The sequence below is a fragment of the Bacillus sp. FJAT-27445 genome (assembly GCF_001510665.1).
Taxonomy (GTDB): Bacteria; Bacillota; Bacilli; order Bacillales; family Cytobacillaceae; genus Bacillus_D.
This window is the reverse complement of the sequence record NZ_LMTI01000005.1, coordinates 373,030-399,421: the sequence shown is the minus strand read 5'-3', so window position 1 is coordinate 399,421 and position 26,392 is coordinate 373,030. Positions and strand designations below refer to the sequence as shown.

The window sequence follows — 26,392 nt, the reverse complement described above, 5'->3', positions numbered from 1 at the left end:
CCTCCTATTTCCGGTTTCTTGGGTCCAAGGCATCCTGGAGTCCGTCCCCGAATGCATTAAATGCAAACATTGTCAGGGAAATCAAGAACCCAGGGAAGAATAGCCTCCACCATTGCCCGCTCAAAATGACCCCGAGCGCGTCATTTGCCATCGTCCCCCAGCTTGCGAACGGAGCCTGTACACCAAGTCCAAGGAAGCTTAGGAAGGATTCGGCGAAAATGGCCTGCGGGATAGTAAATGTCAGGTTGACAATGATAATGCCAAGCGCGTTTGGCAAAAGGTGCCTCAGGATGATTTTCGCATGGGACGTTCCAAGCTTTTCCGCTGCCATCACATATTCCTGTGATTTCAATTGAAGGATTTGTCCCCTAGTAATCCTCGCCATGCTGACCCAGCCAGTAACAGTTAGAGCGATAATAATGGATATTACTCCAGGCTCCATAATGACCATCAACAAAATAACGATCAAAAGGTAAGGTATTCCGTAAAGAATTTCAATAACCCTCATAATGATGTTATCTACCCGGTCACCCTTCTTGCTTCTTCCCGCCATATATCCGGCGATTCCGCCAATCGTTACTCCTAGAACCAAGTCAATTAGGGCTGCTACGAATCCAATCGTCAGTGAGACCCTTGCCCCGTACCACGTGCGCGCCCACATATCCCGGCCAAGGTCATCGGTTCCAAACCAGTGCTTGCCCGGTGCCATGTTCCCATTCGTCAAGTCCTGGCCGGAAGCGCTGTATGGGACCATTTTCGGGCCAAAAATAGCAAAAAACAGGATCACGACGAGAATGGACATGCCGAGGACGGCCAATTTGTTTTTCATAATATTCATTAGCGTTTCTTTCCAAACACTGAGGGACGGCCGCTGGATCGGGTCGACAATTCGTTTTTCGGCGGGGACAGCAACAAATAGTGAGCTTTCTAGTTTTTTTGCCTCCATGTTACTTCCCTCCGCTCGTCAGTTTGATCCTTGGGTCAATCAGCCTGTAGGAAATATCGATCAGGAACAGAATGACCACAAGAATGGTGCTGAAAAAGATTGTCGTCCCGAGGATGACGGGATAATCCCGGTTGAAAATGCTGTCTACGAAATACTTTCCAAGGCCGGGAATCGCGAAAATCTTTTCGATGACGAATGTCCCTGTAATCAGGGCTACAGCCAACGGGCCAATAAAGGTAATGACCGGCAGGATCGCGTTTCTGATTCCATGCTTGACCACTAGCCGAGGGGTGGAAAGGCCTTTTGCATTGGCTGTCTTGATGTAATTTTGGTTCATGACGTCAATCATGCTCGAACGCATAAAACGCGCGATTACCGCCGTTGGAGAAGCCGCGAGTGCGATTGATGGCAGGATGCTGTGCTGGAAGCTTCCCCACGAGGCAACCGGGAGCATCCGCCATTCAACTGCGAAATATTTGATTAAAAGCGGAGCCAAAATGAAGCTTGGCACCGAAATTCCGAGGATCGCGATCATCATCGCCAGGAAGTCGATTGGCTTATTATGGTTGAGCGCCGCGATGATTCCAAGCAGCAGGCCAAAGAACAAAGCGATGGCAAGCGCCTGTATCCCCAGAGTTGCCGAAGCAGGGAGACCGTCCGCGATAATGCTGTTCACCGAGCGGGTCTGCGATTTAATTGATGGGCCGAGGTCCAACATCGCAAGGTTTTTCAAATAAAGAGCGTACTGGACCGGAAGAGGCTCGTCCAGATTGTATTTCGCCCGAATGTTTTGCAAAACTTCCTCTGGCAGGACATCTGCATCCGATGCGAATGGATCTCCAGGTATAAATTTCATGATGACAAAGGTTAACGTGATAATGACCCAAATTGTCAAAAGCATCGTTAACAGCCTTTTCACAATGTACATCTCCATTCACCTCGCTACATGTATTGGTTATTGCGGACGATTCTCTATCAATTGATGGCGATTCTTCCAAAAAAGAAGATTTGCTTTTTTAAATTAAAGCGTTTCTCTATTAAACTACTTAAGCATTCACCGATCCAAGTACGCCATTTGTTGCTGTCATCGCGATGATGACGCAGCCCCACATATGCTTGTAGGCAGTGACCATGTCATCGCATGTAAACCGGATGCTCTTTGGTCCCGTCAGTTCGACGGTTGGCAGGGTCGTTGTCATTTTGGCCTGCTGAGATCCTTTGAATTTCAAGTCGAATGTGACTGGGCCTTCGCCAAGCGTAAGAGGATTTGCCTGCTTCGCTTTTTTAACAGCCACTTCGGCTTTCTCACGGATTTCCTTGCGTGCCACTTCAGGATGGAGTAGCTCTGCAGCGAATCGGTCCACAGCCCTTTTCGTTACGGCTCCTTCTACTTCCGGCAGGGTTTCCTGCACTTCCTTCACATAAGCGTCATCACCGCTGATGAACAACGGCGGGACACCCAGTGAACCGGCTACAAAGGAATTCATTTCTGTTTCGCCGACAACTTTGCCGTTTATTTTCATTTCTTCGACGCAAATCCCGGCCAGCGTATGGCTAATTACGGCTACATCGGAGCCGCCTTCACGGCCATGATGACCGACAAACATGATTCCATCGAATGATTCATCAAGCCCCTCCAGCTGGCACATTACCCTGTTGTTTCCGGAAACGAGGCGGGCTCGTGGGTCGAGCTCTTCGATGATGATGTTCGACATGTTTCCGTGTCCATCCGCGACAACGACCTCGGTCGCTCCACCGTTAAATGCCCCTTCAATTGCGGCATTTACATCCGCTGTCATCAATTTGCGGAAACGCTGGTATTCCGATGGTGTTTTTAGTTGCTGATTTGTTGCGACTCCAGAAATGCCTTCCATGTCTGCCGAAATAAAGATTTTCATTTTTTCTCCCCCGTAATTCGAATATTTTAAAATTATTATGTAGTGAGAGGGCCTTTGGCTGCTCTCTTTACTTATTAAAATTCAAATTTCTGATTTTCTTTTAGGCTTAGGATAAATGCTTTGAGCAAATCCTTTGTGGCTTCGAGGTCTTTTAGGTCAATGACTTCTACCGGTGAGTGGGCGTATCTTGATGGGATAGAGAGTACGCCGGTAGGAATTCCCTTGTTCGCATAGTTGACGGCTCCGCCATCTGTGCCGATTCCTGGGAATACTTCAAGCTGATATGGGATGTTCTGCTCTTTTGCCAGTTTTACAAGCGAATCTTTCATCGTCTTATGGACGATGAGGCTGAAATCCATCACTTTGATTCCGGTTCCCCGTCCGAGTCCGAGGCTCTGGTCCATTGTTTCTTCCGGAGTATCACTGACAGCCGTTGTATCAACGGCGATCGCTGCATCGGCGCGAAGATGTTCCGAAGCTGTTTTTGCTCCTCTTAAGCCCACTTCTTCCTGGACGGCAAAAAGGAATATGAGCTCCCCGGCAAACGCCTCATCTTGTACTTCTTCCAGCGCCTGGAGGAGGACTGCGCAGCCCGCCCGGTCGTCAAGCGATTTGGCCCGAACCTTCGGGGAATGTTCCGGCCCGAAAACGACGAGCTCTGTTCCCCAGGTAATCGGCGTTCCGATTTCCACGCCCATTTGCTCTGCTTCCTCTTTTGAAGAAGCACCAATATCTATGTATAGCTGGCTGTGCCTTCTCACTGTTGATGCATCATCAAACTTCACGTAGTGAGCGGACATGGTCCCGATGATGCCGGATAACAATCCCTCGTCCCCCATCACCTTTACAGGCTGGGCCAATAGTATCCGGTCATCATTCCCGCCAAGCTTCTCGAACCGTAATAATCCGTTCTGTTCGATTTTTTTGACGATAAAGCCGATTTCGTCAATGTGGGCAGTCAGAATCACAGTGGGGCCAGGCCCTGTACCTTTTTTCCTGGCAATTACGTTGCCGATTGGATCTATTTGAACCTCGTCTGTCCTGTCCTGCAGGTATTCTTTTAGGAAGTAGGATACTGAATGCTCATAACCGCAGGGCCCGGATAAGCTTGTCAGTGTTTTTAACAGTTCAATCAACGTCCCCCGCCTCCTTAATAGTATTCGTACGAATTCTTGAACACTTCGAGCTGAATGATTGAATTCATTTCAGTGATGCAAGTCAGTTCATTAATTTTTAAAAGGGTTCCCGTAATGTCATCCTGGGTTGGGACTGCAATTTGTACCAAAATTGAATACGGGCCCGAAGTCATGGTTATGTAGCGGATTTCCCGGAACTTTTTGAGTTCTTCTATTGCTTCCTTCACTCTTTGAGGCAGTACTTTCAATTGGATAATCGCCCCTGCCTTTACTCCGATGGCAACAGGGTTGACGACCCCGAATACTCCCATAATCCCGTTATCAAGCAGGTTTTTGTAACGCAGGCGAACTGTCTTTTCGGTCACATGTAATGCTGCCGCTATTTCTGTAAATGACATTCGCCCATCTCTTGCCAAATGTTTGATTATGCCTCTATCCAGTTCATCAACTTCATACTTCATACCCAGTCCCCATTTCGCATTCGATACTTTTTTCCTATTTTAATTCCTAATTCAGTATTTTATTTTAAGCGAAATATCATATTGAGTAGTGTATCTGTTTTTAAGTTACGTTTTCAGGAATTAAAGTGAATTATATTAAAAGAATTTTCAAAAAGCAAGAATTATATGAAAATTTTATTAGTTTATTTAAATCATGTAGTTTTACAAAAATAAACGCCTTTTCTCCCCTGCAGGTTTGCAGGATTTCAGAAAAGCGCCGGAGAAATATCTATATACAAATAATGTTAAGGGGGCAATAAGTGTGTGGTTTTTTAAGAAGAAGCAGAAGGTTTCGAAATCCGGGGCGCCAGTGTACAAGTACGATTCGGTGGCAACAAAGTTCGAGGGAGTAAGGGATTTTGATGCGGAAGCGAAGGAGAAATTTGAGGAGCATATTGAAAAACACATAGGGAAAATCAATATGGTGTTTCATGAAGTAATCTCGAATATCGTCCATGTGGATGTTTACCATGTAGCTCCTACAAAAGAGCGGCCCTACCATACGATGATCACACATGGAATGAGCGACCTAGCGATGACTGTGCCGGATGGCGCGGAAGCCTGGAAATACGCAGAACTCGCTTGCTTTTTGCCAGAGGAGTTCGATGTATCCGAAGAGGGATTCAAGGATGAACGGAATTACTGGCCGATCGGGAATATGAAGTTCCTGGCCCGCTTCCCTCATGAGTATAAGACATGGCTTGCTTACGGCCACACATTGCAAAACGGAAACCCGATTGAGCCATTTATCGATGGTACGAAGCTCTGTGCCTCCCTGCTGATTCCGCCAACGATTGTGGATAGTGAATTTTTCCGGCTAAAAGTAAGGGAAGACAAACTAATCAATATTTACAATGTGTTCCCTATCTATCTTGAGGAGATGCAATTTAAGATGGACCATGGCATTGACGAGCTTACCGAGAGATTTGACCAGTTCGGCATTAATGATCTATACGATTTGGATCGTGTGAATACGTGCAGGTAACCTAAGGGCATCTTAAAATTTGCGCTCTGTTGAAAATGTTATATTTCCGTAAAAATTTAGGGGGATCTACTTAGTAGGTTTCCCTTAACATATCGTAATTTACCGTAAAAAGTAGACAACAATTGGTGGGAAAATTAATAACAAGACAGAGAAAGATATTAGAAAATGAGTGGTTTTTCGAGGCAGCATTTCTCTCCCTTTCCCCTTATACCAACCTTTAAATTGCCATTTATTCCTATAAGCAACAAACAACAATAACAAAATAGCCAAGGAACCAAACCATTCATATTGGGTTACACCTAATGATTTGTAGAAATAGTTTAGAACGGAAGAGAAAATACCTCCTAAAAGTCCAAATATCAAAATGATTCGTATTAATTCCAATAAAACTCTCATTAGACACCCTCCCTCACCTAGTATATTGATTAATAATAGAATACAAGCCACAAACACCCTTTTCCTCATTTTAACATTTCAGTTAGGGTTGTATAATAGCGATAATTTATATTCAGGCTTTTTCCACGCAAAAAAATATCCACTTTCCCAAAATGGATAGCGGATATAGCAAGGGACTAGATACGTTTTTTAATAGTATTCTTAAACTTATTTGTAGTCCTGACTTCCACAGTCAAAGTGCCCTTGCCGAAAATGGCCTTGATAACGAACGGGGCGCCGCTTGTGTTTTTAAACCGGAAATCAGGGCCTCCGTAAGAAACAGTCGCATCCCTCCCCGCCGGGACATACCCGACGCTTAAGGAGTGATTATGCTTTTCCACGTACTCGACTCCCAGCTGGTCGACTGCGTTAAAGAGGGTGGAGGATGTTTGGCAAATGCCTCCGCCGATTCCCATGACCAGTTTTTTGTTTACGATTTCCTTTGCAGGCTGATAGCCATGCGCCCCGTCGCTTGGGCCAACCATCGTGTTAAAAGAAAAGATATCCCCTTCCCCGACAATTACATTGTTGATTGCTTGCGCGGACAGCTCAATATTTTTCGCTCTGCCGGCAACCGAGCTGTCAAACTTGGTTGTATACGAAGCAACCAGTTCTTCAGCTAAATTTGCTGCATCCTCGGCCGCATACATGCTTTCCGTTGTGTAAACAGGCAATACAACATCCCCGCCTTCTTTAGAAACCGCCAGCACTTTCTCCACCAGTTCGGCCTCTTCAAGAATCACCCGCTGTTCACCTTTAATAATGTTCCCGTTGGAGTCAATCCGGTCGAGAGAGCCACGCCGATCGTATCCGGGCTGATCATCTTTCCCCGCCGCCAATTCCCGCGCCAATTTTTCAAGCTCCTTTTTGTAAAGCTCGTTGTTGGTGCCGTATCCCATGTCCTTTGGGATAAACGCATAGATAGCATTGCTTATTGCTGGATCTTTTATATAAACAACTGCGGCCGCGGGTTTCTCCGGCGAAGGTTTTCTTGCAGGCTCTTCCACTTTTGGTGTTGCTGGCCTGACTGCCGATTCCTCTATCTTCGGCTCTGTTTTTTTACCCCCATTAACCAGTTCAGAGCATCCTGCCAAACCTATGAAAATGCAAAACAAAAATACTGAAACTCTTCCTGTTAGCTTCAAACTTCTTCCCCCAAATCGGATAGTTGATTTATTATCAAAAAAATCACTTAGGTATTATATTCTGTTCTTTATAGAGGTATTCCTGTTATTTTTACAAAAAAAGTAAAAAGACAGCCTGCTGATAAAATAAAAGAAACTCCTATTACTAGTGATCTTATATTAGATTTCTAGGGGGGCTTTCTGGACAGGTTCCGGAGTGGCATAGACCGGTTGGAAGCAGTTTTCATGATGAATTGGTCTATAGAACCTCTCTATTAACCGATTGGAGGAAGGTCTCATAATGAATCTGTCTTTAAGGGGCTGGTTCGGGTATCTGTAACCAAAAAGTTCGATTATCAGCTCTTCGGTATAAAAGATTCTGCTGACAACTAAATTTTCAGCCTGATTATCAACGACACATCAAGCTGCGTTTTCTGTCTTATTTTCGTAATGACATTCACGCTGAACGACAAAATAGGATACAAACTGGGACAATCAACAACTCCCTGTTTGTATCCTTTTTATCATTATGAAATAACTGTTATTATGCTTTCAGCCAGTTTTGTGACCATTGTTCAATGTCTTTCATTAGCTGTTCCAACGCCTTGCCTTTGTCGGTCAGGGAGTACTCTATGCGAACCGGAGTTTCAGGATAGACTACGCGCTTTAAGATTCCTTCATTCTCCAAGTCCTTTAACCTCTCGGAAAGCACCCTCCCGCTAATACCGATGGAAGATTCAATGGCACAGAAACGCTGCGGACCCGATAGGAGCTGGTAAATGATCAGTCCAGTCCATCTCTGGCTCAGCAAACCCATGGCTTTTTCGAATCTAGGGCAAATAGATTTATCCAACTTGATCAGCTCCTTACATCCCATTATACCCATTTTTAAAAAATATTAAATTACTTTTTATAATTTTACCTACTTGACGTAATGAGATTATAAAAATATAATTACTTACATAAAGTAACTTACTAATAAAACAAACAACGGAGGTGACGTTTATGAATTTTCATCGTGAGCCAGCAACATTTGTTGGGCAGGTAAATTTGAAGGTGCAGGATTTAAATCGGTCCATTTCTTTTTATAAGGAAGTCATTGGCTTTACAGTTTTGAATCAGTATGAACGAAAAGCGAACCTTACTGCTGATGGGAAGACTGTTCTTTTAACAATAGAGCAGCCTGAAGCTGTCGGACCGAATCAGGCTGGTACGACCGGGCTTTATCACTTTGCCCTTTTGCTGCCAAAACGCTCCGACCTGGCCAGTATCGTGAGCCATTTTATGAACATTGGCCAGCGAATTGGTTCATCGGATCATCTCGTCAGTGAAGCTCTTTACTTATCCGACCCGGATGGGAATGGAATCGAGATTTATATTGACCGTGATCCTTCCGAGTGGAAATGGTCTGGGCCTGAAGTCGACATGGCTGTTGACCCATTGGATTTCGCCGGCCTTCTCTCCGGAGGAATCGCCAAGTGGGAAGGCCTCCCTGCTGAAACAGTGATGGGCCATATCCATTTGCATGTAGCAGAGCTGAGAAAAGTTGAAGAGTTTTATACAAAAGGCTTAGGATTTGAAGTTGTGAATCGTTACGGAAGCCAGGCACTCTTTATTTCCACAGCGAAATACCATCACCATATTGGATTGAATACGTGGAACGGCATTGGAGCTCCCCGGCCTGGTAAAAAAAGTGCTGGACTTGAGTCCTTTACGTTGGTGCTTCCGGACGATGAGTCAAGGGCTGCCGTTGTGGCGAATTTGAAGGCGATTGGCGCGGATGTCACTGAAGAAGATGGCGTTTTCGTAACCGAGGATCCTTCGGGGAATCGAATTATCCTGGTGGCTTGATTTTGAAGAATTTTATACGGAGGGAGGGAAAACCAGTGATGGAAATCGGACTTTATACATTAGGGGATATTGGCCCTGAGCCTTTTAGCGGCAAAACCGTTAGCGCCCATCAAAGGATTAAGGATATTATCGAAGCAGCAAAACTCGCCGAGGATGCGGGGCTTGATCTATTTGGAGTCGGTGAGCATCATCGGCTGGACTATGCGGTTTCATCAATCCCAGTTGTCCTGGCTGCAATTGCCCAGGTAACCAGCCGGATCAAGCTGACTAGCGCAACGACCGTTTTAAGCACGGTCGACCCGGTTCGTCTGTTCGAGGATTTCGCAACCTTGGATCTTGTGTCCGATGGCCGTGCCGAAATCATTTCCGGCCGTGGAGCATTTATCGAGTCCTTCCCTCTGTTTGGATATGACACGAACGATTATGACGCCTTGTTCACTGAACATATTGAGTTGTTTTTAAAATTGGTTAAGAACGAACGTGTTACGTGGAACGGCCAATTTCGTTCACCATTGAGGAATGCTGAAATTGCCCCCCGCCCTCTTCAGGAGGAACTGCCAATCTGGGTTGGCGTCGGCGGCTCGCCTGATAGTGCAGCCCGTGCCGGCAGACTGGGAGTTGGAATGGCTATAGCCATCCTTGGCGGGAAGCCGGAACGATTCAAGCCGCTGGTCGATCAATACCGCAAGGCTGGAATCGAAGCCGGCCACCCTGCCGAAAAGCTGCAGGTCGGAATTACTGGGCATGGCTACCTTGCGAAAACGACCCAGCAGGCAAAGGATGAATATTATCCTTATTACTCAAATTATTGGTCTTATGTAAATCGCCAGCGCGGGATGAGCGGCACCATCTCAAGGGCAGACTTCGATCGTATGGCTGGCGCGGATACAGCGTTGTTCGTCGGCAGCCCGCAGCAGATTGTCGAAAAAATACTTTACCAATACGAATTGTTTGGCCACACGCGTTTCATGGCGCAGATTGATATTGGCGGCCTGCCGTTCAAAAAGGTCGCGGAGGGGATTGAGCTGTTAGCAACACAGGTCGCTCCGATTGTCCGCAGGGAAACAAGCAAGGAAAGTAAACAAAAAGTTGCAAACTAGACATCTTAAGGCGGTGCGGAAAATGGGTTTTTTCAATAAATTGTTTGGTACATCAAAGGAGGAAGTTACAATGGCAACTGAAAAATTAAACATTGGTATTATTTTGGGAAGTACACGTCAAGGCAGGGTAAGCCCACAGGTAGGCGAATGGGTGAAATCAATCGCTGATAAACGCGGCGACGCGAATTATGAAATCGTTGATATTGCTGATTTCAACCTGCCGTTTCTTGGAACAACTGATGGAACAGAGCCAGGAATCGCGGCTTGGAACGAAAAGCTTGCTAACCTCGATGGATTCGTATTTATCGTGCAGGAATACAACCACAGCATTTCCGGCGCATTAAAAAATGCACTCGATTTTGCCCGTGATGTATGGTACAACAAAGCAGCTGGGATCGTGAGCTACGGTTCTACCGGCGGAGCACGCGCAGCCGAGCATTTGCGCGGCATTTGCGGCGAATTAAAAATTGCCGACGTCCGCACGCATCCTACCCTGTCCCTTTTCACTGATTTTGAAAATGGATCAGAATTCAAGCCACAAGAGCTTCACCTGACAAACGTTACCGCCATGCTTGATGAAGTTGTATCATGGAGCGGCGCGCTTAAAACAATTCGATAATAGAATGAATGTCAAAGAGCGGGAATTTAACCCGCTCTTTTTATTTACAATTATAAGATTCAAAATCGAAAGTAGATGAATTCCTTTTGTTTCCCCTCCCTAAGCATAACACCACTATTTGTTGTAGCAATCTTTGCAAATTATTACGCTTTTATCTTTTAAATACGCTTTTATCTCAACCATAATTTTCTTTGAGGGCGCTTCCATTTTTGCGTGAATTTCTTCTCCGTCTTTAATATCTCTTCCGCACACCGAGCAAGACAAAATTCGTTTGAACATAACTTATCTCCACCTTCTGATTTGTATCTTTATATATTCATTATGTCATACGGTTTTAGTTATCAAAAACGCGAAGAACTACACCTCCGACTTGTCACATGGAAAAGCAGAACCAGTCTCAGGGCAGAGATTTCCCGAAAATACGATAAGTTGCCCTCGGAATATCGGTTTGATATTAATGGAATTTTGCAAAGTGAAGATTTTAACTGAAAAGGTTCTTAATACGAAAAACAGCGGGAATATTCATTCACCGCTGTTTTGTATTTACTTGGTTCTTTTACCGCTGCATCCCCGGATACTGCCAGATGCCGCTTGCCCGGAAAAGGTCCCTGTAGATGACGAGTATCTCATCCTTGGTTACCTTATGCGCTTCCTCTACTGTTGGATAATCGAGATAAACCATATTCGTGAAATTACGGTTGCTGTTCTTGGCATTCATTTCATCGTAGAAGCGGGTTGCTTCGTGGAATATGGTCAGGGCTCGCCTCATATGGCTGGCGCTGGTGACAAGCGTGACATCCTTCAGACCTTCTTTTTCGAGAATTGCTGTTGTAAAAAGGGCATTTTCGACGGTGTCGGTTGATTTATTTTCCATGATGATCCGGTCCGCGGCAATTCCATTGGCGTTTAGCCACTTGTTCATTGCATCCGCTTCTGTAATACCTTCCTTCGGGACTCCTCCTGTAACAATGATTTTCGAGTTCGGATACTGCTTGGCTACCGCGAGGCCCGCTTTCAGCCTCTCGATCAATGGCTCCCTCATCGTTCCGTCATCGGCAAGGGCATACCCGAGAATGACAATGGCGTGGTCTTTTCCTGGCAGTTTAGCCGGAACAGATGTGTTGAATTTGGTTTTAAGAATATCTTCGGTCGTATCGAATTTTTCAAGGTATTCCTTTGTTTTGTGATTGTCAATCTGCCTTAACTTGGAGATAGATTTTTTATAGGTTCCCTCATCGCCATTGATTTTTGAATAAACCCCGTATAGCAGGTTAGCGTAATAATGATCCGGTTCCAAATTCAGAATTTGTCTGTATGTGGTGAGGGCTTCAGGAATTTTCTTCTGGATGATTTGGGTGGATGCCAATGAAAGTTTCAGGTCCACACTATGCGGGTCGAGAATTGTTGCTTCCTTATAGGCAGCTTCCACAACATCGTATTTCCCCTTGAGCGTGATCCCTTTAAAAATCTCTTCCTCGGCTTTTTTGAGATCGCCGCCGTGCCAGTAATAATACATAGCGATTTCTTCGAGCTGTTTGATTCTATGCGCGGTTGGTTCATCGGTCTTGATTGGGGCGATGATTGGTTCTTCAGTCGCCTGCGGTGGCTGTGTTTCGGTGGCGGCATATGCAGTTGAAAGTGTGAGAGTCGCAGAGATTGCAAGGATTAAGCCCAGCCTTCTTTTAAAATTCGTCATGCTTCGTATCCCCTTTTTCATTTATTAATTCCCATTTTGGTAAGGAGCGGTTCGTTCCACTTCAAACTCCGCAATAACTGGCAAATGGTCAGAATAGGTGGAATTGATCACATATTGATTAGAGACCTTCAGCCCAACGCTTGAAAAAATGTAATCGATGCGAATCCTCGGGTCTTCAACCGGAAACGTATTTACAGCTTCAATATTTCCAAATACATCGAAAAAGTTCGTTCCTTCAAGCAGAAGCTTGATTTCTTCACTTTCCGGTTCTGCATTTAAATCTCCCATTAAAATGGCCTCCGTCTTTTTGGCAGTGACAATCTTGTTGATTTCCTTTACTTGTGCAAGGCGCTGTTGAACATCCAGCCCGAGATGCGTATTGTAGACACGGATATGGCTGCCCTTCACATTAATGGTCGTTTCCAAAAGCCCGCGCTGCTCCTGCCAAAAACTTGGCAAAAAGTAGTTTTCAGACTGGATAATCGGGTATTTGCTTAATACAGCGGTACCATATTGGCGGCGATTTGCCCCTTCTTCAGTTGGATGGAGATCAAGATTTGCTGCGTAAACATAATGATAACCCAATAGTGTAGCAAGCTTTTGGGCCTGGTCTTCGAAATTGCTCCGAGCACCATAGTGCCTGTCCACTTCCTGAAGCGCCACAATGTCCGCCCCTTCTTCACGGACTAGGCTGGCAATCCGACCAAGATCCAGGACATTATCGATGCCTACCCCGTGATGGATGTTGTATGTCATCACTTTGATGGAAGTACCCTGGCCTTTTGGAAAATTTGATTGTGCCTCAACACTATGTACCACGCCAGCCATCACAATCAACATGCCTACCAAGACACCAACTAACCTCCTCAAACTTAGCCCTCCTTTAAATTTTCTGAATTTTTCATACACTTTGTTATTTACCCTATTTAGCTTCATGGAAACTGCATCCAAATCCCCATTACAAAGCTCATGGCTACAGCAGCTAACCAAAGGAAAAGGCACCCGAATGGCTAAACTTTTCGGATGCCTTTTTTCTATTTCATGAGTGGGTTGGCGAATTTATCTGCAACTTCTAGGGAATAAGTCTAGTGCCTCTCATCTAAAATTAATTTTAGCTCTTTTATTTGTTCCATGTGTCGTTGTTCGTGCAAATAGATCTGTTCAATCCATTGGTCAAGTGGTAATTCACCTAAAGCAGGATGCTTAAATGATTTTTCCGACAATATCGATTTATCCTCAATTGTACTAAGGAAAGCCAGAAGTTTTTCTCTCGAATCGTTTAACAAATCAATCATCGTTTGGACTTCAAATGGTTCTGCAACTGGTTGAACGATTTCGGGAGCTTTAAACTTTTTTGTTCGATCCACTATAAGATGAACGTTTTTACGTTCTGTTTGAGTATTATCAACCTTTTTTAATCCCCATGCAATTGCTTTTATTGTCGCCTGTTCCACTAAAACTAAGTGATGACAAACCTGTGCTATACTCCACATATTGATACCAAGCTTACTATTAAATTGAGTAAAACTTAATAGAGTAATCTCCTTTACTAAGTTATTTCTCGCTTCATTCAGATTGTCATTTACTAAATTACTCATGAAATTCTCCTTTCACCAGAATGTAATTATCTAGATTCCTATACTGTATATATTCTCTACGGTGAAAAGTATTCTGTGAGTATTATCGGACTATCCTGCTTTTGTTCTATTTTCCTTCTTAGACAACTTCTTCGTTACTTATTATTCAGCTCAAGAACCCTCCAATTTAGTCCCCTTATGTTTGGACTGGATGATAAATCTACCATTTGATTCCCACGTATAGTACCCGACATTAAATTCCTCCAAATTAATTACATCCTTCAAATATTCAGGGATCATGCAATTCCAGTTTAATTTTTCTATTTTAAAAGGGAAGTTATCTTCATTCGGGTTGGGAGTATGAATATAAACAGCATCTAAACCGGCATCTTCTTCATTTAATTGAACCCATGATTGGTAAGGCTTTTCATTTGTATCGAGCTTTTCCAGAAGATTTTTATATAATGCTAAATGTGCTCTGATATGTTCTTTTCTGATCTTTAAACTACTATTCCCACGTCCGTAAAAGTCGAGATGAGTATGCCATAAATCAAACCAGCCCTCACTACCAAAATCCAATTCAAAATGCTCTGCTGTTGCCGAGCTCCATAAGTTTCGAAAATAACGCCTTTTTCCACGGAATTTTTTCATTTAGTTCTCCTATATATATCTTTTCCTATAACGTTGACTTATCAAACTCTATAAATTTTACTGGCTCTTCCACAAATGGATTATGGTTGCTTAATTCAAAAGTTGTAAACCTTGAATTTGGTATTGCCCTCATGTCGGATTGCTGTTCGAGTAATTTCGTTAACTGGAGAATCAATGAAGTCAATATTAGTCCGGGACGATATCCTTTCTTATATCCTTTTTTCCATCTGTTCAGCAATTTGAATTGCATTTGAATTTCCTTCATTTTTTAATTTTTCAATTATGTTCGCATAATCCCGTTCATTTCGATTTTGGCTTAATTTATATGTAGCCTGAATGTCTTCCACTTTAATCTTAAACCCTACAATGCCTTTTAACTGATTTTCTAAAAGCTCAGGAGTAAGCTTATCCCATAACACTGGATTTTCACGGTTGTTTTCATATTTTACGAGCATGGCAGTTAATTCCTCTACAAGCTCATCTTTTTCTAAAATACTAACTTTGCCGTACATATGGATAGCCTGGTAATTCCACGTTGGAACATTTTCATGCGAATACCAGGAGGAAGAAACATAAGCGTGCGGCCCTTGAAATATGACCAGAACATCTTCAGAGGTTTCAAATGTTTTCCACTGAGGGTTTCCATAAGCCGTATGCCCAGTAAGATAGTAATCATCACCTATTTTCTTTAATCCAAAGGGCAAATGAGTGGCAATTGGCTTCCCTTTTTCTGTTGATACGATCGTCCCAAAAGACTGCGTTTTGACGAAATTCCAAATTTCTTCGGCATCTGAAACCTTAAAGTGTTTAGGGATATACAAATAAAGCCCTCCTTTCTTGTTGCTTTTGCAAAAAAATGGGTGGAAAAAAGTTTTTCGTAATTTTACCATATAGATTTCGACAAAACTACTAAACTCCGGGTTATAGCAAATATTTATCTTACTATTGTAAAGTCTTTCCCCTTCTTACTAATAGGAATAGTTATGACCTCACATTTCTTTACGGATGCGCGTTGCAAAGACTTCATGGAGTTTATTAGAAAATATACTTTCGATTCTTCCCCCTGGAGTTCTGCTTCTACACTTCCATCTTCTAAATTTTTTACCCATCCTGTTAATTTCAATCTTTGGGCAAGAGTAAATAATTCTAAACGAAAGCCTACTTTTTGAACTCTCCCAGAAAAGATAACCTTTTTTCTTACTACAATGCTTGAATCGAAATCGGGGAAGTTAATACTATTCGCATGCCAAATAACATATTTATCTCTTAATCTTTTTAATGCAATCATTTTTCTTATCCCCTTCTTTGGTCGTATTATGGTAGTTGATTAATTTTTGTACCTTGCTGGCAATATAATCTCTTATGGCTAGGAGCTCTTCCACTTCAAAATCCTAGAAGTCATACTAATGGATTATGATCGAGAAAACAAATTCTCTTATCTCCGGGGAACTTTCAGCCCAACTATAAGCCATATGTAAGTCCACCGCCTTTTTTTGGGGAATTTATTGCAGCAAAGATGGTTTAGCAGTAATTTCACCTCTATGCCTATCCGTTTCTCCGCTTTATCCTGAATTTATAGAGCAGCCATGATTTGAGGATGGATTCTGTGTCTTTATGGCAGGAAACCTTGTCCCGAAAATAAAAGTCGCCCGGTTCGACGCTGATTTTCGCAATCGGCTTCACCGGAGTTTTGCTTACCCACTCATCAAAGGAAACGAACCCGCTGCCAGCACGTTCGAAGGTTCCACCGGGCAGGAAGTAAATCATTCCGCTTGTCCATGGGCCTGCATCAAGCGTTTCCTTGTTCAACGAGAAAAAGTAATGGGGTCGGCCTCCGTCCACTTTCAAACAGGCGTTGCGGATCCCGCCTTTGACCTTGTTTTTATCAAGGATGGCATAGAACAAAGGCCAGATTCCATCCTTCGTACCAAAAACCGCATTGACGAATTGGCCGTTGTACAGCGTTTGCCTTCTTGCTTCAAATTCCCCTATCTCCCGGTTATTTGAACCGTGCAGAATGACCTGCTTCGTTTCCGCAATGTACTTGATGAAGCGGTGTTTTGGGAATCGGCTGGAGTAGTTGATCTCAATGTTGCCTGCTACGGCTTCTTCGTACAATTTTTCAAAATCCAGGCGCTCTTCCTCCGAAAAATCAAGCACTGGCGCACGGTAAAAAAGAATTCCCATTAATCCGGACACAAATTTACTAACCATCTCTCATCCTCCTACTACACATGCTCCCACTTGGTTCTGGCTTTCTTTTTATACATATTCAACTTGGCAGAGCAAATTCCTTCCAGCTCCCCTGGTTTGCTGCAATAAGAAAGAGCAACCACTTATCGGCTGCTCTCAACATTGTCAATGAATTCTATATCATGGTCTCTGCACCATTCAATGCCGATTTTCTTTAGCTCATTGTCACGGTAAGCATACCAGTCGTCATGAACTCCTAAATCGTAAATTTTGTCCTTGAATCTCCCAAACGCGCCCTTTCCGCTAATAGCCCGTAATAAGGCGTCCTTTTTTCGTTCGTCATCCATGGAAAAGCAAAACCTCTCCATGATTCTGTACTCGTGGATATCATATTGGCTTGGAAGTGAGATGTAGTTTTCTTCGTTTTCCAAGATTGCAATCGCTGCATCACGGGCTTCGATTTGCCAATCGTATATATCTTCGTCCGGTTCTTCCTCTTCAGCGAGCCGGATTTCGTCCGAAGTTAATGATACAATCTCACCAGTCTTGATATTAAGCAAAACCTGCATATCTTCAGACTGCATGTCCAGCCCATCTATAATATCTCTTAGCTTGACTGGCTGTTTCATAATCCTTCACATCCTTAAAAGTTACGCTCAATGCACCAACGAGGCGCGCAGAGTATTGATTCCATTTTCCAGATAGGCCTTCAAGCAGGTCAGCATGTAAACCCACCCCTGCTGCTGACCAAGAAGTTTGTTGATCAGGTGCGGGTCGTCTTCCTTATAGCCCGATTCTGTTACTTCGATAATCGTATTTGAGGGGTCGATCTCATTAAAGAGAATGGTGACAAGAGTTTCTTCCCCTTCTCCTCCCCAGGAAAAGATGATTTTACGGTTTTCCTCGGTTTCGAGCACATGGATATTCCCTTCCGCATTGTATTCTTCGTATCTCCAGGTGATGGTCCTGCCCTGCTCTACTCTCTCTGTCCCGGATGAAAACCAGTAATTCGCCATTTTTTCAGGATCCGCAATCGCTTCATATACTTCTCTGGCTGGCTTATGTATGTTCATTTTTGCTGTGACTTCAGTGGTCATTCCAGTCTTCCCCCGTTCTGAATTTGTTAAATCAAGGATATAAGATTTTTTTTCGTATGTCCATTCTCCCTAATTAAAGGGTATTTATGGATTGATGTTACAATATGAGGATTCATTTAGGGAGAAGACTCTTGAACATTTCATAATAGAGTTTTATTTACCAAGGGACTATCTGAAGTCTTGGCCACCTATCCTTCCATTTGTTAGCTTTTTTTTCGAAAATCTCCTTAGTCACTAACAATTTATTTGGCCTTACTATCATTGAAAATAAATCATCTAACTCGTAAGGTGCATAAATCTTATATAGACCATCCCGATCTATTCGTATTCCCAGGGCAGTTGCTGTGGTTGGCCAGCTATCGATTGCCGCTTCTAGAGAGGGGTAAGGTTTTATGGGAAAGCCAAATTTGCTTTCATACCAAAGGTGTACCCTTGCTTGATTTTTAACGTCAAAATCGAATTGAACATCCCAAAGCTTACTTTCCAATTTATCTTTTAATTTCTTTTCACTATCGGCTTCCATATCTTTCTTGTCATAATAAACTATATCGATATCAGAAATGCCATATTCAAGCGGATAATCAGAGATATCATTCCAAATAGTATTTGTTATACAGCCTGCACCAACATAGTATTCAAATGGCAAGTTTAAATCTTTTAAGGTCTGTAACACTTTCGTTATTGGTTCACTCTTCGAAACTGTCCTCACCAATAGTTCTTCATTTATTTCCATATTAATCTCCCTAGTATCCATTACTTCCTTTCCATATTATTCGACAAGTGAAATTTTTTACCTTCTATCACTCCTGCCCGTTTTCAATAAGACTGTACTATCACAATTGAGCGTTTTGTACTAAAAACAGGGGTCACTTCCAAAGAGACTCCAGTGCTTCTGGAATTTAACTAGAATTCAAATTACACTCTGAAAGCCTTAATTTTCGCCTGTCCATTTCTCCCTAAATAAAGGATATTCATAGTGCGGTGTTAAATATTTACAATAAGATAATTCAAATAGGGGGATGGCTCTTGAATATTTACGTTGGATTGGAACGGTTTAGAGAAGTAATTAACATTCGTTCCGAAGATAAGTACGAGGCATGGCTCAGGTATTATCAGGACTACCTGGAAGTTTTCGACGCCATTTTCCGAACTAATTATTTTGCTGATTGAAAGCCTTAAGGCATGTTATCAATTCCCTGGATTTTGATTCACTCCTGTCCAAGGCAGAAAAAGGATTTATCACATACCCTATTTCAAAAATTGAAAAGGTATTATGCCGTTGCGTTGAGTATTTTAAATTCGAAGCGGATTTTGAAATTTTTTTATTGGTGGGTTTCGGCCATATTGACGGGACTGCACCGCAAACTTCAAAACCGTCTTTGTTTTTAGGGCTTGAGAGGCTTGCCAGCTCCGATATCGATCTATTAATTCCTCACGAATTCAATCATCTCGTCCGTTTTCACAATCTAAATTCGGCCGGGGAATCAAAACGCCTAACCGTAAAACAGTTAGTGATTGCCGAGGGGCTGGCAACCATAACCCCATTGATCTTAAATAATGCTGAACTTACCGACGCCAATTTTGCAAAAGCACTTATGGTTTCCGAAGAAAAGTATCGGTTACTAAAAAACAATTTTAGTGGAATTGAAAACGAAATCCTGAAAGACTTCGATCAACCCCTAACTCAGCCATTCATGGAAAAGTATTTTATGGCCAATGAAGATGGCCATTTCCCAGTGAAATCCGGCTACTATTACGGCCTCAAAATCATCATAACGCTTCTTCAAAATGGGTTATCTTTAACAGATTTAACAACACAGAAAACGGATGAGATTTATGAGCTGTATATTAATATCCTAGATGAATAATGCTGCTTGCTTCGCATATTGGGCTGTTTTTTTTAAAAGGCTGATTTCTAAAAAATTGTTGTTTTAAGATTAAACTTGTTAACCATCGGGGGGTACTTATGAAAAGAATAACATTTTTATCGCTATTACTTATATTTATGGTTTCTTCCTCTGTGCAAGCATTGTCCTGGGCTTATTCTTTTGTTGTTTGGAAAGGAAAGGTTTATGAAGTTAAGCAAGAAGAAATAATCGAAGCCAGCGAAATTGGCAAAATCATAGGAGAAGTAAAGACCAAACCAAATGATATGACTGGCGATTATTACGGAGATGCTTCCAACTCTTATCCAAAAGGGACAAAATATTATGAAATAAAAGGGACATCAACTTCTACAGCAATTGCTGTAAAAGAAGATAACCAGTGGGTAAAGGCTGTTTATGTTAATAGAGCACCTTTTCACATAATGAATGTATTCTCTAACTTCTATGTCATATCTGCGATTGTAATAATTGTACTTTTTATAGTCGGAGTCATATTCCGAAATAATACGCCTAAAAAGGAGCGGTAATTTGCGTTTTCTGTACTTTCTTTGTACTTTGATTTTTCCTGCTCCTTCTTACGCTCTTCGCCAACACTTTATCATATAATTCAAGTTTAATTATGTTAGTAGGAGGTGGGAATTTGAGTAAAAGAAGAAAGCTGCTTTTTCATTTTTCAATTGGATTAAACATCGTGCTTATCGCCATGTTAACTTGGAGTTATATAAAAATGAATTTTGCCAACGATTTGATTTTCATTAAAGATGTGCAGAATAATCTAGTAGAATTGGAAGGTTTGATCGCTAACCAAATGGATAAAGGCTGGCCGGAACCTAATCTTGTTACAACCGAATTGGGGGATGTATTGGAGGGGCTGCAGCTTGGGCTTACGATTGGCGGGTATGCAGGAACGCTTTCCCAAACTGAAAAAGAAGTTCTTCAGAAGCTCCATTCCAAATTAAGACAATACCCACATGATGAATTATATAAATTTACAGAGGTATCCGAAGAAGACAGACAAAACTTTGTAGAACTAAGGGCGAAACTTCGTAATGCGGGTCTGGGGATGAGCATAACAATATCTGAAGACATGGATTATTTTATGAAACAAGCAGAGCAGTTGGAAAAAGACATAAATGTTCCTTTAAATCTCTAACAGAAGGAAACTCAAATGATAAAGCAAATCGCTCAAGGTTTTTGGCTTGAGCGATTTCCTATTTGGTTCGACTTCTAGGGTTTACGCCAGGAACGTCTCTCCCAGCAGGAACAGGTTCAGGGCGATTATGATGACCGCTATGATCCAAGCGGTGATGGTAGTGATTTTCTTGTTGACAAGGCCGGCCATGATTCTTTTATTGCTGGTGAACATGATGAGCGGGATCAGGGCGAACGCAATCCCGAATGACAGGACGACCTGGCTAACGACAAGGGCTTTTGTTGGATTGATGCCGAGGACAATGATGGTCAGTGGAGGCAGCATCGTAATGAAGCGCCTTAAGTATACCGGAATCCGCCGCCTGATAAATCCCTGCATGATGACATCCCCCGACATTGTCCCGACCGAAGAGCTTGAAAGCCCTGCGAGCAGCAATCCTATACCAAAACAAATGGCGGAATTCTGGCCAAGCAATTGGCCGAAATGGATATAGGCTACATCCAAATCCTCAACCTTCAGGCCTGTTTTATGAAAAAGTGCCGCAGCAACGATCAGCATGCTCGCGTTAATGCCTCCGGCGATTACCATCGCGATGATGACATCGATTGTTTCAAACTTGAAAATCCGTTTCCTCTCCCGCTCATTTTTTCCGACAATCCGTTTTTGCGTAAGGGCGGAGTGCAGGTAAATCGCATGCGGCATGACGGTCGCCCCTAGCATCCCGGCTGCCAGAAGAACACTGTCAACCCCTTCGAATTTTGGAACAAACATACCTGCCAGCATTGGTCCGGCTTCAGGCTTTGCGTCAAAAACCTGAATCCCGAATGCGATGACGACGACAAATATCATCCCTGTAATAATTGCTTCGAGCGGGCGGACTCCCCGCCTTTGCAGTTCCAGGATGGCAAATGATCCAGCAGCCGCAATGAGCGCAGCCATGATCATCGGGATGTCGAAGAGCAGATAAAGCCCCAATGCGGCGCCGATAAATTCGGCCAAGTCTGTCGCCATGACAACCAGCTCGGCCTGAATCCACAATAGGATCGATGTTTTCTTTGAAAATTGGTCCCGGCATACTTCCGGCAGGTTTTTTCCCGTTGCAATACCGAGCTTTGCAGACATAACCTGGATCAGCACCGCCATTAAATTTGATGCAAGGATTACCCATAACAATTTATAGCCATATTGCGAGCCGGCCGCTATGTTCGTGGCATAGTTTCCAGGGTCGATATAGGCAACCGCCGCTATGAATGCCGGTCCGAGGAACGGCAACAGCCCCCTGATTCCCTTGGCGTTTCCGGACAGAGACATATCAGCACTATTTTGAAGGCTTTGGTTCCACTTTCTGACTGAATTCTCTTGATGTATGCCCACTATTTTCCCCACCCGTCCTTTTTAACTAATTGACAATATGTTTCCCTTGGTTAACTTTTTGATAATATTAATTTTATGTAGGAGTACACAAATGTGTCAATGCATAATGAAAGAAAACTTATTGTTAATAATGGGAATAAACATTACTTGTAAACCAGGTTGGGGTTGAGGACTTAAACCACGGTTTTTGTCGATGTTATGCACATAAATCGATAGTATTTGAACATTTTCTTAGGATATAAGCTCATTTTTTTCTTAAAAATTGTATTTTAAATCCCATTTCGCGAAAAAACCTCGCCAAATGACCGTTCTACCTTTCTGTAAAAATATATCGATTAATTATTTGAGTTTATCGATTAATTTTCGCATTATATCGATTAATTACTTCCAGATATCGATTAATTCCTTAAATCGAAAAGGCCCGCCACAAAAAAAAACACCCTCTTCCGGATGGAAAAGGGCTAAAAATTATACTTAATCATTAAATACCTTGGGTCGCCGTTTTCGTCTTCGTAAGGCCTTATAATTATGTAGCCATTCCGTTCATAGAAGGTGACGGCCGCTTCGTTCATGCCGCTTGCCTGCAGGACATAGTAACCCGGCTCCTTTACGCCTTGTTCGAAATGGTCAAGGAGTATTTTGCCGTAGCCCTTCCCCCGCAGCTTTCCGGACACGAACATCTGTGACAGATAGCCTGCCTCGTCCTTATATTGGGCAAGGTAAAAGCCGGACAATTCATTGTCTTCCAAGAGGACGAAGGCTTTCCACTCTGGGTTTTCCAGTGCTGCATGATACCAGGAAAGAATCATGTCGTAGAACTCCTTATTGAACACCATGTTTCTGAAGTTCATTCTATAAAGCTCTTTTTGGGCCTGAAGGATTTTCGGTATATGCGTTATGTCCATTGGAACAATCATGACGGCGCGCTCCATTCTCTGTTTATCTCCCTCTATTTTAGACGAAGCGGCCTAATTTTTAAAAATATTTACTTTTGAGGGTTCCCATTACAATGGAGTGAGTGGAAAATCAGCACGGATTATTTAATTTTTTTTCATAAAATGCATTTTTGAACATATAACATAAAATTGAAGGGGGAGATAATATGTCCAATAAAGAACTTGTTCAACGTTTCCATGACGAGGTGTTAAACGAAAGAAAGTACGATAACACCGTTGAGTTTGTTTCACCTCAATTTATCTTTTATTCAAACAACAGCCCTGCATCTGAAGGAATGGAGTCATTTCGGAATTATATGAGTGTTTTCCAGGATGGTTTTCCTGACTTGACCTTTGAGACCTTGCATTTGGCAGAAGAAGAGGATGTCGTTTATCTTTATTGGAAAGGAAGAGGAAATAACACAGCTTCATTAATGGGATTGCCGCCAACGAATAAACATGTTGAGATACAAGGTATTTCCTTATTTGAACTAGATCAGGGAAGGATTAAAATGAATCGGGTTGTTTTCAATATATTAGACTTGTTCCAACAGCTTGGTGTTAATCCTTCTCTAATAAACCAACAGTAATCAACTGAAATGGAATTTGTAGACACAGATTAAATTTGAATCTGTGTCTCTTTTTTATTTTCATATAAATTGGTAAAAACGCTTCGTATTCGCATAAAGGATGGAGCAGGCTTCTTTATCAGAAACCCCTTTAATCGTCGCTAGCTCTTTTACAACGTCATTGACCATAGCGGGATGAGTCATTTTTCCAGAAAACATTCCTTCAAACGGCCAAGGTCCGTCTGTTTCCGCCATAATTAGCTGCAAAGGATACTGCCTGGCAACCTCCCTCGTCTCATTTTCATACAGGATGTCAGGAGTGAACGAAACATGATAGCCATTCGCAATCATTCGCTCAACTGTATTCTTGTCGCCCTTGAACCAATGGAAATGCGCCTTCTCGATGTTGTGCTTTTCCAACAGCCCGCATGCAAGTGGTGCGTCATCGTAAACGGCGTGCAGGATGACTGGCTTGTTGAACTTTTTTGCCAATAGGATGAGCTGCTCGAGCAACTCGACATACCCTTCATAAGGGAACGCAGCGTTCTTGGACTCGGCACGCATATAATACGGCAGGCCGACCTCGCCAATCGCAACCATTTTTTCCTTGTTTCCACTGATCCAGTTGAAAAGTGTATCGAGCTCTGCATCGGAAGGAAGCGGCTGCTCCGGGTGGTAGCCGAATGCCGGGTGGATTTTTGAACAAGCTACGGCAAGCTGCAGGTTTTCCTTACAGGAAGGCAGGTCCATCGAAACGGAGATTAAAGCCTCAACCTGATTTTCTCCTAAAGAATTGATGATCAGCTTTTGTTCCGCCTCCGAATATTTGTCCAAATGGATATGTGCATCAATGACTTTCATGCATCTCGCCTTCTTTCATGGCAGAGTAAATCTCGCGTTTCAGCTGTAAAAAATGATCCATTAGCAGCAGTTGGTCCGTCCTCGGCCGCTTGAACGGTACCTCAAATTCTCTTATTCCTTTCGCCGGGCGCTGCGACAGAAGTACAATCCTGTCTGATAAAAACAGCGCCTCTTCGATATTGTGAGTGATGAACAGGACCGACTTCCGCTTTTCTTCCCAGATTGACAGGAGCCATTTTTGCATATCGAACCGTGTAAATTCGTCTAGTGCGGAAAAAGGTTCATCGAGCAGCATGACGGGCTGCGGACAGAGGAGAGCCCGAATGAACGCAACGCGCTGCTTCATTCCGCCTGAGAGCTGGTGCGGGTAGGCATTTTCATAACCGGAAAGGCCAACCTTGGCAAGCCATGTTCGCGCTTCTTCTTCATCCGTCTTTCCAGCAAGCTCCTGGGCGAGGAGGACATTTTTTAAAACAGTTCGCCATGGAAGCAGCGAGGACTGCTGGGGCATATAGGCAATGTTCCCGGTTTCCCCGTTAATCCTTCGCCCCTCCAGAAAAATGTCGCCCCCTTCTGGCTCCAGCAAACCGCCAATCGTTTGAAAAATAGTACTTTTCCCACTTCCCGACGGTCCGATGATTGAAACAAATTCACCATCGTTTACATGAAGGGAAATCCCGTTCAGGACAAGGCCGGATTCGTTAAATGAATGGGTAATATTTTCAAGCCTGATTTTCGCATCCATTACTTCTCACCCTCCCTTGCCCATTTGATGACTGTTTTTTCAAGCATAGTAATAAGGCCGTAAAACAGCATACTCAAGATTACAATTATGAATATGGCAATAAAAACACGATCGGTACGGAACGCTGAGGACGAAAGGGTCATAAAGACGCCGATCCCCTTTTCTGCGCCGAGCCACTCGGAGATAACCGCCCCCATGACACTGTATGTTGCGGATATTTTCAGACCTGAGAAAAACGGAGGCAGCGCATTGGGAAACTGGACTTTCGTAAACAGCTGGAAAGCTGTTGCACCGGACATTTTCATGTAATGGACGAGCTCTCTTGGCGCATTCCTGAAGCCGTCCAAAAGTGCGATTGTTATTGGGAAGAAGCAGACAAGCGTTATGATGATCAGCTTGGGAAGGTAGCCGAAGCCAAACCAGATGACCAACAGCGGCGCAAGGACGATGATTGGGACATTTTGCGAGATGATTAAAAAGGGATACATGGCCGTCCGCAATGGCGGTACGAGGTGCAGAACCGTCGCGATGAGAAAGCCGATCGATGCCCCGAGCAGAAGCCCTGAAGCAGCAAGCATTACCGTTGCACCCACATCAGGCAAAAATAGCTGGTAATTGGCGAATGCTTCTTTTAAAATCGCGGTCGGGGCGGGAAGAAGCCAGGTCGGAATCTCCAAAAAGGAAGCCAGCCCTTCCCAAACCATGAAGAAAAGGAGGAGCACCGCAATCGGGCTCCACCCTTTGTTCCCAAATCTTTTCATCAGCGGTACTTCTCCGTTAACCGATTCATCGTAATGCCGTCCGGCTGGTAGAGGATTTTTACCTGTGAAATGACATTCGGCGTCCCTAATTCAATCATTCTTTCATTCATTTTTTCAATGACGCCAAGCAGCTGGCTAAGTTCGCCTTCCATCGTCGTTTCCAGCGGGTGGACCTCGTACTTCACTCCTGCCAGGTCAATTACCTCAATTGCGGCATCAACTAATTTTATCGTCTCCTCACTCGTACCGGCTTTCGGTATGATTTGGATGCTCACAAGCGCGTTTGCCATCTTTTACTCC

General features: G+C 43.3%; 34 protein-coding genes and 1 pseudogene. 9 read left to right on the top strand and 26 right to left on the bottom strand.

The features are described 5' to 3' along the window. Window positions 1–4 precede the first annotated feature (4 nt). The 5 genes from AR337_RS16665 to AR337_RS16645 all read right to left on the bottom strand — a co-directional run bounded on the left by AR337_RS16665 (window position 5) and on the right by AR337_RS16645 (window position 4,441). Entirely contained in the window at window positions 5–946 is a 942-nt protein-coding gene (locus tag AR337_RS16665; protein ID WP_059173138.1) for an ABC transporter permease, read from the bottom strand. A gap of 1 nt (window position 947) precedes the next feature. Then, the gene (locus tag AR337_RS16660; RefSeq protein ID WP_059173137.1) at window positions 948–1,874 is read right to left on the bottom strand and encodes an ABC transporter permease; all 927 of its coding nucleotides are present in this window, start codon (window positions 1,872–1,874) and stop codon (window positions 948–950) included. A gap of 118 nt (window positions 1,875–1,992) precedes the next feature. After that, the gene (locus AR337_RS16655) at window positions 1,993–2,844 is read right to left on the bottom strand and encodes a M55 family metallopeptidase (RefSeq protein ID WP_059173136.1); all 852 of its coding nucleotides are present in this window, start codon (window positions 2,842–2,844) and stop codon (window positions 1,993–1,995) included. A 74-nt stretch (window positions 2,845–2,918) separates the two neighbouring features. Next, complete coding sequence (locus AR337_RS16650; RefSeq protein WP_059173135.1) at window positions 2,919–3,980, bottom strand: M42 family metallopeptidase; 1,062 nt, start codon at window positions 3,978–3,980, stop codon at window positions 2,919–2,921. 14 nt (window positions 3,981–3,994) lie between these two features. Beyond that, window positions 3,995–4,441, bottom strand: coding sequence for an Lrp/AsnC family transcriptional regulator (locus AR337_RS16645; RefSeq protein WP_059173134.1), 447 nt, complete (start codon window positions 4,439–4,441; stop codon window positions 3,995–3,997). Between the two features lie 301 nt (window positions 4,442–4,742). On the opposite strand from AR337_RS16645, the gene AR337_RS16640 reads away from it, so the two are divergent. Continuing rightward, complete coding sequence (locus AR337_RS16640; RefSeq protein ID WP_082687025.1) at window positions 4,743–5,465, top strand: suppressor of fused domain protein; 723 nt, start codon at window positions 4,743–4,745, stop codon at window positions 5,463–5,465. 99 nt (window positions 5,466–5,564) lie between these two features. On the opposite strand, the gene AR337_RS16635 is transcribed toward AR337_RS16640, so the two are convergent. From AR337_RS16635 to AR337_RS16625, 3 genes are all read right to left on the bottom strand, one after another. Beyond that, entirely contained in the window at window positions 5,565–5,861 is a 297-nt protein-coding gene (locus AR337_RS16635; RefSeq protein WP_059173133.1) for a hypothetical protein, read from the bottom strand. Window positions 5,862–6,037: 176 nt separating this feature from the next. Next, window positions 6,038–7,045, bottom strand: coding sequence for a VanW family protein (locus AR337_RS16630; RefSeq protein ID WP_059173132.1), 1,008 nt, complete (start codon window positions 7,043–7,045; stop codon window positions 6,038–6,040). A 523-nt stretch (window positions 7,046–7,568) separates the two neighbouring features. Beyond that, complete coding sequence (locus tag AR337_RS16625) at window positions 7,569–7,877, bottom strand: helix-turn-helix domain-containing protein (protein ID WP_059173131.1); 309 nt, start codon at window positions 7,875–7,877, stop codon at window positions 7,569–7,571. Between the two features lie 152 nt (window positions 7,878–8,029). Here AR337_RS16625 and AR337_RS16620 point away from each other — a divergent pair, with 152 nt between their 5' ends. The 3 genes from AR337_RS16620 to AR337_RS16610 are packed head-to-tail and all read left to right on the top strand — an operon-like array spanning window position 8,030 to window position 10,594. Beyond that, window positions 8,030–8,875 carry a VOC family protein gene (locus AR337_RS16620; RefSeq protein WP_059173130.1) on the top strand — a complete coding sequence of 282 codons (846 nt, stop codon included), beginning with the start codon at window positions 8,030–8,032 and terminating at the stop codon, window positions 8,873–8,875. 14 nt (window positions 8,876–8,889) lie between these two features. After that, window positions 8,890–9,975: an LLM class flavin-dependent oxidoreductase gene (locus AR337_RS16615; RefSeq protein WP_059173304.1), complete on the top strand. Its 1,086-nt coding sequence runs from the start codon at window positions 8,890–8,892 to the stop codon at window positions 9,973–9,975. Window positions 9,976–9,997: 22 nt separating this feature from the next. Further along, a complete protein-coding gene (locus AR337_RS16610) occupies window positions 9,998–10,594 on the top strand; it encodes an NADPH-dependent FMN reductase (protein ID WP_059173129.1) in 597 nt (198 codons plus the stop codon). Between the two features lie 114 nt (window positions 10,595–10,708). Here AR337_RS16610 and AR337_RS23285 read toward each other — a convergent pair whose 3' ends face one another. The 12 genes and pseudogenes from AR337_RS23285 to AR337_RS16560 all read right to left on the bottom strand — a co-directional run bounded on the left by AR337_RS23285 (window position 10,709) and on the right by AR337_RS16560 (window position 18,541). Beyond that, window positions 10,709–10,873 (bottom strand): Fe3+ hydroxamate ABC transporter substrate-binding protein, encoded by a 165-nt coding sequence (locus tag AR337_RS23285; protein WP_156424433.1) that lies wholly within the window; start codon window positions 10,871–10,873, stop codon window positions 10,709–10,711. A gap of 277 nt (window positions 10,874–11,150) precedes the next feature. Continuing rightward, window positions 11,151–12,290: an ElyC/SanA/YdcF family protein gene (locus tag AR337_RS16605; protein ID WP_059173128.1), complete on the bottom strand. Its 1,140-nt coding sequence runs from the start codon at window positions 12,288–12,290 to the stop codon at window positions 11,151–11,153. Between the two features lie 24 nt (window positions 12,291–12,314). Continuing rightward, window positions 12,315–13,160, bottom strand: coding sequence for an endonuclease/exonuclease/phosphatase family protein (locus AR337_RS16600; RefSeq protein WP_059173303.1), 846 nt, complete (start codon window positions 13,158–13,160; stop codon window positions 12,315–12,317). A 215-nt stretch (window positions 13,161–13,375) separates the two neighbouring features. Then, complete coding sequence (locus AR337_RS16595) at window positions 13,376–13,888, bottom strand: DinB family protein (RefSeq protein ID WP_059173127.1); 513 nt, start codon at window positions 13,886–13,888, stop codon at window positions 13,376–13,378. A 150-nt stretch (window positions 13,889–14,038) separates the two neighbouring features. Then, entirely contained in the window at window positions 14,039–14,518 is a 480-nt protein-coding gene (locus tag AR337_RS16590) for a hypothetical protein (RefSeq protein ID WP_059173126.1), read from the bottom strand. Between the two features lie 25 nt (window positions 14,519–14,543). After that, window positions 14,544–14,642 (bottom strand): annotated as a pseudogene (locus AR337_RS23810) (alpha/beta hydrolase); the annotation flags it as partial. 85 nt (window positions 14,643–14,727) lie between these two features. After that, window positions 14,728–15,339 carry an FMN-binding negative transcriptional regulator gene (locus AR337_RS16585; protein WP_059173125.1) on the bottom strand — a complete coding sequence of 204 codons (612 nt, stop codon included), beginning with the start codon at window positions 15,337–15,339 and terminating at the stop codon, window positions 14,728–14,730. A gap of 113 nt (window positions 15,340–15,452) precedes the next feature. Further along, on the bottom strand, window positions 15,453–15,806 hold the full coding sequence (locus AR337_RS16580; protein ID WP_059173124.1) for an acylphosphatase: 354 nt from the start codon (window positions 15,804–15,806) through the stop codon (window positions 15,453–15,455). Between the two features lie 257 nt (window positions 15,807–16,063). Then, on the bottom strand, window positions 16,064–16,732 hold the full coding sequence (locus AR337_RS16575) for a hypothetical protein (RefSeq protein ID WP_059173123.1): 669 nt from the start codon (window positions 16,730–16,732) through the stop codon (window positions 16,064–16,066). 122 nt (window positions 16,733–16,854) lie between these two features. After that, on the bottom strand, window positions 16,855–17,340 hold the full coding sequence (locus tag AR337_RS16570; protein WP_059173122.1) for a UPF0158 family protein: 486 nt from the start codon (window positions 17,338–17,340) through the stop codon (window positions 16,855–16,857). Between the two features lie 27 nt (window positions 17,341–17,367). Next, window positions 17,368–17,808, bottom strand: coding sequence for an SRPBCC family protein (locus tag AR337_RS16565; RefSeq protein ID WP_059173121.1), 441 nt, complete (start codon window positions 17,806–17,808; stop codon window positions 17,368–17,370). A gap of 157 nt (window positions 17,809–17,965) precedes the next feature. Then, window positions 17,966–18,541: a nucleotidyltransferase family protein gene (locus AR337_RS16560; protein WP_059173120.1), complete on the bottom strand. Its 576-nt coding sequence runs from the start codon at window positions 18,539–18,541 to the stop codon at window positions 17,966–17,968. 293 nt (window positions 18,542–18,834) lie between these two features. Here AR337_RS16560 and AR337_RS23280 point away from each other — a divergent pair, with 293 nt between their 5' ends. The 4 genes from AR337_RS23280 (at window position 18,835) to AR337_RS16545 (ending at window position 20,847) form a co-directional block, all read left to right on the top strand. Then, a complete protein-coding gene (locus AR337_RS23280; protein WP_156424431.1) occupies window positions 18,835–18,978 on the top strand; it encodes a hypothetical protein in 144 nt (47 codons plus the stop codon). Then, complete coding sequence (locus tag AR337_RS16555) at window positions 18,975–19,676, top strand: DUF2268 domain-containing putative Zn-dependent protease (RefSeq protein ID WP_059173119.1); 702 nt, start codon at window positions 18,975–18,977, stop codon at window positions 19,674–19,676. The genes AR337_RS23280 and AR337_RS16555 overlap by 4 nt, the downstream gene beginning before the upstream one ends. Window positions 19,677–19,774: 98 nt before the next feature. Beyond that, window positions 19,775–20,221 (top strand): hypothetical protein, encoded by a 447-nt coding sequence (locus AR337_RS16550; RefSeq protein ID WP_059173118.1) that lies wholly within the window; start codon window positions 19,775–19,777, stop codon window positions 20,219–20,221. A 113-nt stretch (window positions 20,222–20,334) separates the two neighbouring features. Further along, complete coding sequence (locus tag AR337_RS16545; protein ID WP_059173117.1) at window positions 20,335–20,847, top strand: hypothetical protein; 513 nt, start codon at window positions 20,335–20,337, stop codon at window positions 20,845–20,847. An 81-nt stretch (window positions 20,848–20,928) separates the two neighbouring features. Here the strand turns inward: AR337_RS16545 and AR337_RS16540 are convergent, their stop codons facing one another. Continuing rightward, window positions 20,929–22,221 (bottom strand): Nramp family divalent metal transporter, encoded by a 1,293-nt coding sequence (locus AR337_RS16540; protein WP_301335727.1) that lies wholly within the window; start codon window positions 22,219–22,221, stop codon window positions 20,929–20,931. A 461-nt stretch (window positions 22,222–22,682) separates the two neighbouring features. Continuing rightward, a complete protein-coding gene (locus AR337_RS16535) occupies window positions 22,683–23,153 on the bottom strand; it encodes a GNAT family N-acetyltransferase (protein ID WP_059173116.1) in 471 nt (156 codons plus the stop codon). Between the two features lie 170 nt (window positions 23,154–23,323). Between AR337_RS16535 and AR337_RS16530 the strand changes: the two genes are divergently transcribed. Continuing rightward, window positions 23,324–23,746 (top strand): ester cyclase, encoded by a 423-nt coding sequence (locus AR337_RS16530; RefSeq protein WP_059173115.1) that lies wholly within the window; start codon window positions 23,324–23,326, stop codon window positions 23,744–23,746. A 60-nt stretch (window positions 23,747–23,806) separates the two neighbouring features. On the opposite strand, the gene AR337_RS16525 is transcribed toward AR337_RS16530, so the two are convergent. The 4 genes from AR337_RS16525 to AR337_RS16510 are packed head-to-tail and all read right to left on the bottom strand — an operon-like array spanning window position 23,807 to window position 26,382. Then, window positions 23,807–24,586 carry a TatD family hydrolase gene (locus AR337_RS16525; RefSeq protein ID WP_059173114.1) on the bottom strand — a complete coding sequence of 260 codons (780 nt, stop codon included), beginning with the start codon at window positions 24,584–24,586 and terminating at the stop codon, window positions 23,807–23,809. Next, a complete protein-coding gene (locus AR337_RS16520; RefSeq protein ID WP_059173113.1) occupies window positions 24,573–25,331 on the bottom strand; it encodes an ABC transporter ATP-binding protein in 759 nt (252 codons plus the stop codon). The genes AR337_RS16525 and AR337_RS16520 overlap by 14 nt, the downstream gene beginning before the upstream one ends. Further along, window positions 25,331–26,092, bottom strand: a complete 762-nt coding sequence (locus AR337_RS16515; protein ID WP_059173112.1) for an ABC transporter permease — start codon at window positions 26,090–26,092, stop codon at window positions 25,331–25,333. The genes AR337_RS16520 and AR337_RS16515 overlap by 1 nt, the downstream gene beginning before the upstream one ends. Beyond that, complete coding sequence (locus tag AR337_RS16510; protein ID WP_059173111.1) at window positions 26,092–26,382, bottom strand: thiamine-binding protein; 291 nt, start codon at window positions 26,380–26,382, stop codon at window positions 26,092–26,094. Before AR337_RS16510 ends, AR337_RS16515 begins: the two co-directional genes overlap by 1 nt. Between the last annotated feature and the right edge of the window lie 10 nt (window positions 26,383–26,392).